General features: G+C 43.1%; 8 protein-coding genes and 1 tRNA gene. 5 read left to right on the forward strand and 4 right to left on the reverse strand.

What is annotated here, in order from left to right:
* The first annotated feature begins 20 nt into the window (after window positions 1–20).
* Window positions 21–4,034, forward strand: a complete 4,014-nt coding sequence (locus tag C3V43_RS14615) for a hybrid sensor histidine kinase/response regulator transcription factor (RefSeq protein ID WP_106070364.1) — start codon at window positions 21–23, stop codon at window positions 4,032–4,034.
* 53 nt (window positions 4,035–4,087) lie between these two features.
* On the opposite strand, the gene C3V43_RS14620 is transcribed toward C3V43_RS14615, so the two are convergent.
* Window positions 4,088–4,164, reverse strand: a tRNA-Met gene (locus tag C3V43_RS14620).
* 256 nt (window positions 4,165–4,420) lie between these two features.
* On the opposite strand from C3V43_RS14620, the gene C3V43_RS14625 reads away from it, so the two are divergent.
* The 4 genes from C3V43_RS14625 (at window position 4,421) to C3V43_RS14640 (ending at window position 9,289) form a co-directional block, all read left to right on the forward strand.
* A complete protein-coding gene (locus tag C3V43_RS14625; protein ID WP_106070365.1) occupies window positions 4,421–4,807 on the forward strand; it encodes an START-like domain-containing protein in 387 nt (128 codons plus the stop codon).
* A gap of 76 nt (window positions 4,808–4,883) precedes the next feature.
* Complete coding sequence (locus C3V43_RS14630) at window positions 4,884–6,785, forward strand: LptF/LptG family permease (protein WP_106070366.1); 1,902 nt, start codon at window positions 4,884–4,886, stop codon at window positions 6,783–6,785.
* Between the two features lie 14 nt (window positions 6,786–6,799).
* Window positions 6,800–8,014 (forward strand): bifunctional 3,4-dihydroxy-2-butanone-4-phosphate synthase/GTP cyclohydrolase II, encoded by a 1,215-nt coding sequence (locus C3V43_RS14635; protein WP_106070367.1) that lies wholly within the window; start codon window positions 6,800–6,802, stop codon window positions 8,012–8,014.
* A gap of 81 nt (window positions 8,015–8,095) precedes the next feature.
* Window positions 8,096–9,289: a pyridoxal phosphate-dependent aminotransferase gene (locus C3V43_RS14640; protein ID WP_106070368.1), complete on the forward strand. Its 1,194-nt coding sequence runs from the start codon at window positions 8,096–8,098 to the stop codon at window positions 9,287–9,289.
* Between the two features lie 72 nt (window positions 9,290–9,361).
* Here the strand turns inward: C3V43_RS14640 and C3V43_RS14645 are convergent, their stop codons facing one another.
* The 3 genes from C3V43_RS14645 to C3V43_RS00005 all read right to left on the reverse strand — a co-directional run bounded on the left by C3V43_RS14645 (window position 9,362) and on the right by C3V43_RS00005 (window position 13,321).
* Window positions 9,362–9,532: a 4Fe-4S ferredoxin gene (locus C3V43_RS14645; RefSeq protein ID WP_106042007.1), complete on the reverse strand. Its 171-nt coding sequence runs from the start codon at window positions 9,530–9,532 to the stop codon at window positions 9,362–9,364.
* A 133-nt stretch (window positions 9,533–9,665) separates the two neighbouring features.
* Window positions 9,666–11,624, reverse strand: coding sequence for a sensor histidine kinase (locus C3V43_RS14650; protein WP_106070369.1), 1,959 nt, complete (start codon window positions 11,622–11,624; stop codon window positions 9,666–9,668).
* The gene (locus tag C3V43_RS00005) at window positions 11,621–13,321 is read right to left on the reverse strand and encodes a tetratricopeptide repeat-containing sensor histidine kinase (protein ID WP_235655911.1); all 1,701 of its coding nucleotides are present in this window, start codon (window positions 13,319–13,321) and stop codon (window positions 11,621–11,623) included. The genes C3V43_RS14650 and C3V43_RS00005 overlap by 4 nt, the downstream gene beginning before the upstream one ends.
* Between the last annotated feature and the right edge of the window lie 172 nt (window positions 13,322–13,493).

Consider the following 13,493-nt stretch of genomic DNA (forward strand, 5'->3'; position numbering starts at 1 on the left):
GAAATCTTATAAATAAAGGAATGAAAAAAAAGATTCTTATCATAATGGTTCTAATCGTGTTTTGCGTATCGGTCGTAGCTTCAGCAGACTTTAGATTTCGCCACTTCTCTGTGGAGAATGGATTATCTTCTAATACTGTACGTGCCATCATACAAGATAAATATGGCTTTATGTGGTTTGGAAGTGATGATGGATTGAACCGTTATGACGGAATTAACATAAAAGTCTATAAATCTAATCCGCAAGGGCAGAATGAATACATTTCGGCGTTGTATGATACGGGAGATCGGATTTGGGTGGGAACGGATAAAGGGGTTTTGATCTATGATTATGAGACGGAATCCCTAAGAGCTTTTAATGTTACTACTTTGCGTGGGATAAGCCTCAAGACTACTGTCAGTTGCATTGCGGAAGACAAAGATGGAAACTTGTGGTTTTCGACTGTGGGGCAAGGAGTCTTCAAGTATAATGCGAACAAATGCTATTTGGAACAATATGAGTTTCGAGATGCGGATAATCTGGTAGCTGCCGTTATGGTAGATGCGGACAATCAGATATGGACTGTAACAAATTGGGGAAGAGCAGGACTGACTAAGTTGAACAAGGCGGAAAACAAGTTTGAACCTTATCAGCTTGTCTATGAGACGGATGGACAGAGTTCGAATTCATTGGCTCTTATGGAAGACATGGAGCGTGTGCTTTGGTTGGGAACTTGGGAATGCGGGTTGCAGAAAGTGGACAGGTATACGAGAAAAGTGACAACGTTCCTGCATCCGTCAACCGGGCAAGGAGTATCGCATATCCATTCCTTGATGGAATATGCTCCTCACCAGCTTTTGATAGGTTCGGATGATGGACTACTATTGTTCAATACGCTTACTGGAGAACATCATTTGTTTGCAGAAGATGAGACAGAACCTCATTCCATTTCCAACCGCTTTGTTTATCCTATTGTGAAAGACCGTGAGGGAGGGGTATGGATAGGTACCTATTACGGTGGAGTGAATTACATTTCGCCCAATACGGGGCAATTTGAGAGCTTTGCTCATTCTCGTTTCTCCAATTCGGTGAATGGAACTATTATCGGGCGTTTTTGTGAAGATAGATATGGACGTATATGGATTGCATCGGATGATGGAGGGTTGAATTGTTATGTGCCGGAAGAGCGAAGATTTATTTGTTATCGGGCAAGCGGCAAGGAAAACAGTCTTTCTTATCATAATGTGCATGCACTGTGCATGGACGATGATAATCTGTGGATTGGTACTTATACAGGAGGAGTAAATGTGCTGAATTTGCAGACAGGAATCTTTAAAGTCTATGTTTCTTATCGGAATAATCCGTCAACGCTTGATGGAACGAGCTCTTACGCTATCTTCAGAGACCGTGATGAGAATATTTGGGTGGCATCTATGTCCGGAGTAAATTTGTATAATCGGAAAACGGATAATTTTACAAGAGTGATGGACTTAGGTTCATTGACCATTGATATAGATCAGGATGCGAATGGGGACATTTGGTTCTCTACACAAGGGAAAGGGTTGTTCAGATATAATCCGGACAGACAAACTTGGAAGAACTACGTACACGACGGCATTTCTGGTGCTTTACTCAGCGATCAGGTGAATTGTACCTTGATTGACGGTGACGGGAATATGTGGGTTGGAACGATGAATGGTCTATGTCGATATGATGTGAAACATGATGCGTTTGAGGCTGTTCCTTTGAATATTCCCAGCAGTAATATTTGTGGAATAGTGGAGGAACAGCGAGTATTATGGCTGACTACTGCCAAAGGGCTGGTTCGTTATGTACCGGGAGAGGGAACTCAGGTTTTTTCTGTCAGTGATGGGTTGCAGAGTGAACAGTTTTTGCCAAATGCGGTATTGAAAGCTTCAGATGGGAAAATCTACATCGGCTCGGTGAATGGCTTCAATGCTTTCTATCCTTATCAGATAAAGATTAACAAAGTACTCCCGCCGGTGGTTATAACCGGTCTGGAGGTCTTTAATAAGGAAATGAGAATAGGAGACCGGTTGCTTCCGAAGGCTTTGAGTGCGATGACGGAATTGGAGCTTTCTTATAAAGAGGATGTTTTCAGTCTTTTATATGCCTCGTTGAGCTATTGCACATCGGAGAAGAATCAATATGCCTATAAATTGGAGGGGTTTGACAAGGAATGGAATTATGTGGGGGCCCAAAATAAGGCTACTTATACTAATCTGCCCGCAGGAGATTATATATTCAGGGTAAGGGCGACTAATAATGATGGGGTTTGGAGTGACAAGGAAGCCACCCTAAAAATAATCATCTATCCGCCCTTTTATTGGAGTATGGTTGCCAAAATCATCTATTCCATATTAGTATGTTTCGTGTTGACCTTCTTCATACGTTTTCTGTTGAAATGGACAGAGAAGAAACATACGGAGGAAATCAACCGGTTGAAAGTGACCAAGGAGAAGGAAGTACACGAGGCTAAAATCAAGTTCTTTACAATGATAGCTCATGAGATACGTACTCCGGTTTCGCTTATCATAGGACCTTTGGAGAAAATCATGAAGTCAACCGTTCCGATCCCAATGGAAGTACGTAACGATTTGAACATAATAAACCGTAACAGCCAAAGATTGTTATTCTTAGTGAATCAGTTGTTAGACTTTCGCAGGGTGGAGCAAGAGGGTATGACTATTCGGTTTGCTTGGCAAAACATACGTCAATTGCTGGAAACTGTATGCGAACGGTTTGGACCTTTTATTTCTCATCATGGTGTCCGGCTGGACGTGGAATATCCAGATGTGGATTTTGTGGCTATGGTGGATAGCGAAGCGATTACAAAACTTATAAGCAACCTATTGACTAATGCCAGTAAATATACGGAAGACAAGGTGCTCTTATCTTGCACGATACAGCCCGAACAGCGCACGTTTGTCATCAGAGTGACGGATAATGGGATCGGCATCAGCAAGGAAGAGCAAGAGAGGATTTTTAAACCTTTCTATCAGGCTGCGGACAATAAGCCGGGCACAGGCATCGGTCTTAGCATCGTGAAGAGTATTGTAGAAGCTCATAATGGTTGCATAGAGGTGGAATCGAATGTAAACAAAGGGGTTTCCTTTATTGTGACGCTCCCTATAGAACAAAGCAAGACAGAGGCGGGGAACGGAAGTTCGGATATCCTTAACCCTGCAATTCCGGAGGATATTCTTTCAGAAAGATTGCCGGAGGTGATTGCCCCCAAAGATAGGCCGGTGATGTTGATTGTAGATGATAATGAGGAGATGCGGCATTTTCTCTTGAATAGTTTTGTCGGGCAATATATTGTTTTGACTGCAGAAGATGGGTTGGATGCATTGGAAAAGATGAAAGAGAATGATGTGGCTTTGATTGTATGCGACTGGATGATGCCTCGTATGGATGGAATAGAGCTTTGTCGGAAGATACGGGCTGATCAAACCACAAGCCATATTCCCCTTATTCTGTTGACTGCTAAGACGGATGTGGACTCTAAGGTGGAAGGCTTGGATTGCGGGGCGGACGCTTATATAGAGAAGCCTTTTTCCGTGCAATATCTGGAGGCCTGTATCAAGAATCTGCTTGATTTGCGTAATTTGTTGCGTAACAAATTCTCGAAAATGCCTATGATACCATTGACCAGCGTTGCGAGCAATACGATGGATAACAAATTTCTTACTCGCATCAATGAGATTATAGAGCAGAACTTTTCTAATCCGGAGTTGTCTGTCGATTTTTTGGCAGAGCGGTTGTGCATAAGTCGTTCCGGGCTGTTTGCAAAAATCAAAACGTTGGCAGATGTTACCCCCAATGAACTGATTCAGATTGTAAGGCTTAAGAAAGCGGCAGCATTGCTTATGGAGAATCAATACCGGATTAGTGAAATATGCTACATGGTGGGTTTCAATAGTCCGTCTTATTTTGCAAAATGTTTTCAGAAACAGTTCGGCATAAAACCGAGAGAGTTTGTAAGCGGAGGGGGCGTAATTGATTGCCCCACCATAACGCCAAACGAGGGATAAAAAGAAAAAAAGACCGCCAAGAGTGGAAGCCTCCCAACAGTCTAAATCTTACTTGGTAGCGGGACCCGGGATTGAACCGGGGACCTCATGATTATGAATCATGCGCTCTAACCAGCTGAGCTATCCCGCCATCGTTTCTCGATTGCGGGTGCAAAGATAGAGCTTTTATTTAAAATGCCAAAACTTTTGTGGGATTTTTATCTCTTTTCTCTCGTCGGAGAGAGAGATTATATTATATATACTCTTTTTTAAAGGAGCTTTGTGGAACATTGTCAGTTGGTTACAGTTACAAGGGAGGATAAACCTAAATAAAATAGAGGATTTGTTTTTTGTAATTAGAAAAAAGTTTTTATCTTGGCTGGCGCAATAACAAAGACGAATACACTATGGAAAGGGAAAAAATACATTTGGAGTTTCTCTTGAATGCAACTTCTAAAAGCATTCTTTGGGCAGCGATAAGTACTCCTACCGGTTTGGAGGGCTGGTTTGCCGATAGGGTTCAATCGGACGACAAAACTGTCACCTTCTTTTGGGGAAAGACGGAAAAACGAGATGCGGAGATTGTGGCTGTACGAGCCTATTCTTTTATTCGTTTTCAATGGATGGATGATGAGAATGAGCGCGAGTTCTTTGAACTGAAAATGACCAATAATGAGTTGACTAACGATTTTGTTTTGGAAATAATCGACTTTGCGGCTGCGGACGAGGTAGCTGATTTGTGTGAATTATGGGAGACTCAAGTAGATACCTTGCGTAGAACTTGCGGTTTTTAGTTAACTTTCGATTAAAAATTTCCTCTACTCCCCTTTTTATGCTACTTTTGTGTTCTTATTGCATGAAACAAGTAAAATGTTGCGCATAAAAAAGTTAGATATATTTGTCCTGAAGAGTTTCTGCACACTCTTTATAGGGACTTTTTTCATCTGCCTTTTTATCTTCATGATGCAATTTTTGTGGAGGTATGTGGATGAACTGATCGGGAAAGGCTTGGAGATGACTGTCATGGCACAGTTCTTCTTTTATTCAGCACTGACCTTGGTTCCTGTTTCATTGCCGCTGGCTGTTCTGCTGGCTGCTCTTATCACTTTCGGTAATTTTGGAGAACGCTTTGAGCTGCTTGCCATGAAGGCGGCCGGCATTTCGTTGCTGAAAATCATGCGGCCTCTGATCATCTTTATCGTATTTATTTGCTGTCTGTCTTTTTATTTCCAAAATGTGATAGGGCCTAAAGCCCAGACTGATTTAGGTACTTTGCTTATTTCCATGAAGCAGAAAGCGCCTGAACTTGATATCCCTGAAGGAGTATTCTATGATGAAATAGATGGTTATAATCTATATGTGAAACGGAAGAATCGTGACACGGGAATGTTGTATGATGTCCTTATATATAACTTTGAGAAAGGCTTTGAGAATGCCCAAATTATAAAAGCTGATTCGGGACGTCTGGAAATGACTGCTGATAAGAAACATTTGTATTTACACTTATATAGTGGCGAACAGTTTGAAAACCTGAAGTCGCAGAGCATGGATCAAAGAAATGTGCCTTATCGCCGGGAGGCTTTTCGTGAGAAACATGCAATAATTGAGTTTGACTCGGATTTTAATATGGTAGATGCCGGTATCATGAGCAATTACTCCAATAGTAAGAACATGAAGAAACTGCAGACGGACATTGATTCAATGCAAGTTCAGAATGACAGTCTGGCTCGTGTATATTACGAAGAGGCTATGCGGGGAACATATAGGGTTACGGCCGGCATGACCAAGGAAGATACATTGAAAATAGAAAAAGTTCATTTGGGCGAGTACAGTGTGGACAGTATATTCAATATGGCTACGTTAGTAGAGAAACAGAAGATCATCTCTACAGCTATTGGTCGGGCTGAAGGCGCCGGAAGCGATTGGAGTTTTAAAAGCAACGATATATCGATGACAGAAAATAACCTTCGTCGGCACATGACTTCCTGGCACGAAAAACTGACTCTTTCGTTGGCGTGCCTTATCTTCTTCTTTATTGGTGCTCCTCTTGGAGGAATTATCCGTAAAGGTGGGTTGGGAATGCCGGTAGTTGTTTCTGTATTGATTTTCATTGTTTATTATATAATCAATAACACGGGCTATAAGATGGCTCGTGACGGTAAGTGGGTTGTATGGATGGGAATGTGGACCAGTACGGCTGTATTGGCGCCGTTGGGGGCATTCCTTACTTATAAATCGAATAACGATTCTGTGGTGTTGAACGCAGATGCTTATATAAATTGGTTCAAGAAAGTAGTGGGGATTCGTAATGTGCGCCATCTGTTTCGCAAGGAAGTCATCATTCATGATCCTGATTATGTACGCATCCCCGGAGATTTACGGGCATTGTCGGTTGATTGTCGCGCATATGCCGAGAAGAAAGCTCTGAAGCGTGCGTCTAATTATTTTAAGTTGTGGATGGCCGGTAATAGGGATGAGGTGATGGAGAAGATTAACGAACGGCTGGAAACCTTGATAGATGAAATGTCGAATACGAAATCTATCACTTTGCTGACTGAGTTGAACAACTATCCCATTATTCCTATTCATGCACATGTCCGCCCGTTTCGTAGTTATTGGTTGAATTTGCTCTGTGGAGTGCTTTTCCCGATAGGCTTGTTCTTTTACTTCCGTATCTGGATATTCCGTATTCGCTTGAATAAGGATATGGAGCGGATTATCAAGACGAACGAGGAGGTCATTGCGATAATAGAAAAAAGAGAAAATAGATAAAAAAGATATAGATTATGGAAAATGTAAAATTGAATACAATAGAAGAAGCCATTGAAGATTTCAAGGCCGGTAATTTTGTGGTCGTAGTAGACGATGAAGACCGTGAAAATGAGGGCGATTTGATAATTGCGGCGGAGAAGATAACTCCGGAGAAAGTGAACTTTATGCTGAAACATGCTCGTGGCGTACTCTGCGCTCCGATTACTGTTTCACGTTGCAAGGAGCTGGACCTGCCGCATCAAGTGTCGGATAATACTTCGGTGCTGGGCACTCCCTTTACTGTGACAATTGATAAGCTGGAAGGTTGTACTACCGGTGTTTCTGCTGCCGATCGTGCAGCTACTATTCGCGCATTGGCCGATCCGGCTTCTACTCCTGCCACATTTGGCCGTCCCGGGCATATTAACCCGCTGTATGCTCAAGAAAAAGGGGTACTTCGGCGTGCCGGACACACTGAGGCTGCTATTGATATGGCTCGTCTGGCGGGACTATATCCGGCTGGTGCACTGATGGAAATTATGAATGAAGACGGAACCATGGCGCGTTTGCCCGAATTACGTAAGATGGCGGATGAGTTTGGTTTGAAACTGATTTCTATTCGCGATTTGATTGCTTATCGTTTAAAACAAGAATCTATTATAGAGAAAGGTGTGGAGGTGGATATGCCTACTGAGCATGGACATTTCCGTTTGATTCCTTTCCGTCAGAAGTCAAATGGCTTGGAGCATGTAGCTTTGTTCAAGGGTACATGGGAGTTGGAAGAACCTATTTTGGTGCGTGTACATTCTTCTTGTGCGACGGGAGATATTTTTGGTTCTAAACGTTGCGATTGCGGTGAGCAGTTGCATAAAGCAATGGAGATGATAGAGAAAGCCGGTAAAGGTGTGATTGTTTATCTGAATCAGGAAGGACGCGGCATTGGTCTGATGGAAAAAATGAAGGCGTATAAATTGCAGGAAGATGGACTGGATACCGTAGATGCCAATCTCTGTCTGGGCCATCTGGCCGATGAGCGCGATTATGGAGTGGGAGCACAAATCCTTCGTGAGATCGGTGTGCATAAGATGCGCTTGCTGACCAATAATCCGGTGAAACGCGTCGGTTTGGAAGCCTATGGATTGGAAATTACGGAGAATGTTCCTGTTGAATCGATTCCGAATAAGTATAACGAACGTTACCTCCGTACAAAAAAGGAACGTATGGGGCATACGCTTCATTTTAATAAGTAACTGTCTTTTTGTTTTAATATGTCGAATAAAAACGCTTATTTTGTAGCTGAATTAGCAAAACAACCATTAAATAGAAACAAAATGAACCAATTATCAGATCGTTTAAACAGTTTGTCGCCATCTGCGACACTGGCTATGTCTCAAAAGAGCGCCGAGCTGAAGGCTCAAGGCGTAGACGTAATCAACCTGAGTGTGGGAGAACCGGATTTCAATACTCCTGACCACATTAAAGAGGCTGCGAAAAAGGCGATAGACGATAACTTCTCTCGCTATTCTCCCGTTCCCGGCTATCCGGCTTTGCGTAATGCAATCGTAGAAAAGTTGAAAAAAGAAAATGGTCTGGAATATACTGCTGCACAAATCTCTTGTGCTAATGGTGCCAAGCAGTCGGTTTGCAATGCGATTTTGGTATTGGTGAATCCGGGAGATGAGGTGATTGTTCCTGCTCCTTATTGGGTTAGTTATCCCGAAATGGTGAAGTTGGCCGAAGGTACGCCGGTCATTGTGACTGCCGGCATCGATCAGGATTTTAAAATTACGCCTGCGCAGTTGGAGGCTGCCATTACTCCGAAGACAAAAGCTTTGATTCTTTGTTCTCCTTCCAATCCCACAGGATCTGTTTATAGTAAGGAGGAGTTGGCAGGGCTGGCTGCCGTATTGGTAAAGCATCAGCAGGTTATCGTGATTGCTGATGAGATTTACGAGCATATCAACTACATCGGTAAACATCAAAGTATTGCACAGTTTCCGGAAATGAAGGAGCGCACTGTTATTGTGAATGGTGTTTCCAAAGCGTATGCCATGACGGGTTGGCGTATCGGCTTTATTGCCGGACCGGAATGGATTGTAAAAGCCTGTAATAAATTGCAGGGACAATATACCTCCGGTCCTTGCTCTGTTTCTCAGAAAGCTGCCGAAGCCGCTTATAACGGTACTCAGGCACCGGTAGAAGATATGCGCAAGGCATTTGAGCGTCGTCGCAACTTGATAGTGAAACTGGCTAAAGAAGTTCCGGGCTTCGAGGTGAATGTACCGGAAGGAGCTTTCTATTTGTTCCCCAAATGCGATTCGTTCTTTGGAAAGTCTGCGGGTGGACGTACAATCAATAACTCGGATGATTTGGCCATGTACCTATTGGAGGTGGCTTATGTAGCTTGTGTGGGTGGTGCTTCTTTCGGTGCTCCCGAATGCATCCGTATGAGCTATGCCACCAGTGACGAGAATATAGTTGAAGCTATTCGTAGAATGAAGGAGGCATTGGCAGAATTGAAATAATGTTTTATTGCAAAAATAGAAAGGCTCGGATTCGCAAGAAACCGAGCCTTCTGTTTTTTAAGGAGGTGTGTATTATTCTCCCGGATGAATTGCTTCAGACGGACAAACATCTGCGCAAGTTCCGCATTCTGTACATGCTTCAGGATCGATAGAATACTTATCACCTTCAGAAATTGCACCTACCGGACACTCGTCAATACAAGTGCCGCAAGCAATACAATCGTCATTAATTACGTAAGCCATTTTTTTTAGATTTAAATTGTTATTAGTACTAATTAGTTCGACAAAAGTAACAGTTTTCCCCGTTGGTTGTTGCTGTTCTTCATTAAAAACCGCTAATTTGTATGCAGTCTAAATAACACAGGCAGGGGCGGAATTATGCAGTTTCTTGATTTGCAGGATATGTGCATCTGATTTCCGCTCCTTCCTCTATCAGGCATGTTCCGCCAAAGTGTTCGAAGAATAGCTGTCCGATTCTTCGTCTTACAGTTACTTTGGAGGAGGAAAAGACCGGGTCGGCCAATGGACTGTTTTTTATACGGAACTCTACAAATTTGTTTTCTGTGTGATGAATGATATCCATCTCTATATCCCTTTGTTCGTTGCAATCAACAGGATAGAGCAACATGGACATCATGATTTCGGTCAGACGTCTCACATCTGTATGTATGTTTGCATCATTTGTTTCAGCTTGCATATTCAGGTGGATGTTACCTTCGCTCTGCATCCGCACTCTGCCCGGTAAGTCGTTGCACCACTCCTGTAAGTTGCACTCTTGTAGCTGGAACTTCATCATATCGGCTTCCAGACGCGAAAGATCCAGCACGTCGTTTACTAATTGTATTAGTTCATGTGCATTACTTTGGATGATGCCGGTATATTCGTCTCGTTCTTCTTCGCTTATTTCGTTTTCATTGGATAGCAATTGGGAGAATCCTACGACATTGTTCAAAGGAATGCGGATGTTGTAGCTCATATTGGCAAGGAAGCGGCTTTTCACTTCATTGGCTTCTTCAGCAACATCTGCCAGCCTGCGCATTTCTTTTTCTGCGAATTTCAGCTTCTTACGGCTTTTGTACATGTGCAGGTTATAGAGTAAGAGTGCTATGACGACAACAATGGACACAAACAGGAAGATATAGTTAATGATTCTTTGTCGGTGCTCTTTATACCAAATCAGTCTGTTGATACTATATGATGTTTGAATCTGCTTCGTTTGTGTGGCAGAGAAAACGGCGAATAACGAATCTTTCTTCTTTGCAGTCTGCTGGTAAAGGGATATTGCTTCGTCTGTTCGTGTCATTTCCACTAATAAATCGGCCTTTTGCAGTTGATATCTCAAAGCGTCTTCGAGCGAAATCGGGGTTGTAAGGTCGATAGCTGCATTCAGATGGTTCAATGCTTTCTCATTTTCCCCAATCAGCCGGTAATATTCGGCATAGGCACCGAGACGCTGCATCTGATAAGGGATGAATGTTTTAGAGTTCAGGTATTTTTCTGCCGATTGCAAATGTTTCCATGCTTTTGTTGCTTGACCGCTACGTATAAAATAATAGGCATACTTTACCTCAATTAATAAATTGACATTTCTGAGGCCATTGGCAATACTGTGACCGCCGTCTTTTTGCATGGCATCTACTACGGCTTTTAATTGGTCTGTATAGTTCAAGAGCTGGTCATTGTCGCGAAGGAGTGAGTAAACCAGCACAGCTTTCACCAGCAGGTCTTTCTTGTCTGCGAGGCTTATGTTGTCAGTACCTAATTCGAGGGCTTTATTCAATGCGGCTACCCCGTCCTTGTACCGGTTTGTGTCGAAGTATACGCCAAGCAATGCGAGATGGGCTTCGCGCTGTCCTTTGATACTATTGATTTCTGTGGCTTTCCGGAGCATCTCTTCGGCTTCTACATAAGCCGACTCTATTTGTTGGTTGAAGAGGTCGAACTCTATCATCATTTTCTTTCCTTTGAAATAAAAATCGTATGAGTTCTCTTCTTCGGCCAGTTTCTCCAATCGGAGCATCCATTGTTCTGCGTGTTTCCGGTCTAATTGGTTATAATAATAAGCGATGTGCGCAAAGACAGCTTTCTGTCGGTAATACGAGTCTTTCTGTGCGGCAGCTTCTTTCAGCAGCTTGTCTCCATAGTATAGGAAAGTGGGAGACAGCTGTTCTAATACGACCAGCCGATACAAAACTTGCAGTCTGGTAGAGTCAGGTGGGGTGGAAAGATAGATACGCAGCAAGCTGTCTTTGGTATGCGATTGGTGATTTCCTGCATATAATAATGGTGACAACAGCCAATACAACATTTGCAATATAAGAAAGAGCCGTTTCATTTTCCTGCCTCCTTTCCGTTTGTTTCAGATTGATTGATGGGATGTGTGAAACAAAATTTTGCCCCTTCGGTATAATCGGTATCAATCCAGATACTTCCGCCCATGTGTTCTATGATGAGTTGGCTTATGGAGAGTCCCAGGCCGCTTCCCTGAACGGTTTCGTTCACTTTCTCAAAGCGCCGGAAGATATTCCTCTGTTTTTCTTTTGGAATGCCGCAACCGGTGTCTGCCACAGAGAACAGCAACATCTCATCGGTTTCCTTCTTCAGTTCCAGCGTGATGCTGCCTTGCCGGGTAAACTTGGTGGCGTTTATCAGCAGGTTGATTAGTACTTGTTGCAGGCGCGATTTATCGGTTTCTATCTCCATGGATTCCAGTTTTGTAATGAACAAGACATCGGCTTGTGTCTGCTTTACCTTGTTCACTGTGTCTATCACATTGTTGCAAATGCTTACGACATCGTGTTTGGCAATGCTGAATTGTAGTTTGCCGAATTCCAGACTCGACAGATCGATGACATCGCCGATGAGTTTCAGCAGCAATTCGGAATTTTGCTGAATGATTTCGTTGCACTGAAGACGAGTTTCCGCGTCCAGGCTTTCTTCGGTCAGCAAACCGGAGAAACCGGACAGGGCATTGAGGGGCGTGCGTATTTCATGGCTCATGTTCGAGAGGAACATGCTTTTGGTTCGTATGGCATTCTCTGCATTGATGCGCGATAGGTCTAACTTTCGGGTAGATAGCTTTACCTTCTTTCGTTGTTTGTGCAGTTGGATGGCGAGGAGTGAAAACAATGCAGCCAGAATAACGAATCCTCCCACAATGCTGATTATGGCCTTATTATACATCTTCTCGCTGGCTATTTTTACTTTGTCTACCTTGTATTTGGCCTTTATGACATTGATTTGTCGGATGTAGCTTTGAGAAGCAAGCGTGTCGATCAGCGGATATAGCTCCTGATAGATGCGGCAGGCTTCGGCGTTTTTCCCTTGCGCATAGTACAAGTTTATTTTTCCTAAAGCAGTTTGGCGATAGTAGATGGAGCGTTTGTTGTGTTTGTATTCGTCTTGTAGGTGGGAATAGATGTTTTGGGCTTTATCCCAATAGGTTCTATCTTTATTACCCATGAGGTGATAGTAGTCGGCAGTGACACAATCCAGATGAAAACGGTAGAACTTCTCCGGATATAACCGGTAGATGGAATCTGCCTTGTGCAGATATGCAGCAGCTTCTTTCAAATGGCTTTGTTCCGATAATCCGTGAGAGATGGCACAGTCGGCTTGCACAAGGTTGAAGAAAAATTCTATCGGATAATTAGGCGTCTGCGACAGCATCGTTTCCAATTCTTTCAACACTTCTCGGGCTTCTTCTATGCGTCCTTGGCACTGCAAGGTATGAGAAATCTTTAGCAGTAGGCGCATTTTGTATACCGGGATGTCCGATGCCTGTGAAAGTTCGTATAAGGCGTCTTGATATGATTCCAATGCTTTGGAGCATAATTGGGCTATCGTGTTATAGGCGTTGCCTATAGCCTGATTGGCGATGGCGATGCCAAACCGGTTATTGGATGCCTGAGCTTCTTCATACATTTGCTGTGCTCTGTCTGAAGCTAAGCTGATATCTCCGCGCAGGGTATATGCTTCTGCCAATTGTAGTTGCAGCAGGAAATACAGATCTTTGTGCTCTGTGGGACTCATGTCGGAAAGAACGTCTTCGCTCCATGCTATGACACTATCCAAAGGAGTGGACTCATTGTATAGTATTTCTTTTTCGACAAACAAACTCAGAACCTTCAGCTTTCCGGGGTTTGTTGTGGCATAAATTGTTTGGACAAAGAAAAATAGGATTTGCCCTATCAATGTTAATATG

It is taken from the genome of Prevotella heparinolytica, from assembly GCF_002998535.1.
GTDB classification, from domain to species: Bacteria; Bacteroidota; Bacteroidia; order Bacteroidales; family Bacteroidaceae; genus Bacteroides; species Bacteroides heparinolyticus.

Coding starts and splice junctions, on each gene's coding strand:
- C3V43_RS00005 (WP_235655911.1), bottom strand. CDS start 13,321: ATGAGTCCCACAGAGCACAAAGATCTGTATTTCCTGCTGCAACTACAA.
- C3V43_RS14645 (WP_106042007.1), bottom strand. CDS start 9,532: ATGGCTTACGTAATTAATGACGATTGTATTGCTTGCGGCACTTGTATT.
- C3V43_RS14625 (WP_106070365.1), top strand. CDS start 4,421: ATGGAAAGGGAAAAAATACATTTGGAGTTTCTCTTGAATGCAACTTCT.
- C3V43_RS14635 (WP_106070367.1), top strand. CDS start 6,800: ATGGAAAATGTAAAATTGAATACAATAGAAGAAGCCATTGAAGATTTC.
- C3V43_RS14650 (WP_106070369.1), bottom strand. CDS start 11,624: ATGAAACGGCTCTTTCTTATATTGCAAATGTTGTATTGGCTGTTGTCA.
- C3V43_RS14615 (WP_106070364.1), top strand. CDS start 21: ATGAAAAAAAAGATTCTTATCATAATGGTTCTAATCGTGTTTTGCGTA.
- C3V43_RS14630 (WP_106070366.1), top strand. CDS start 4,884: ATGTTGCGCATAAAAAAGTTAGATATATTTGTCCTGAAGAGTTTCTGC.
- C3V43_RS14640 (WP_106070368.1), top strand. CDS start 8,096: ATGAACCAATTATCAGATCGTTTAAACAGTTTGTCGCCATCTGCGACA.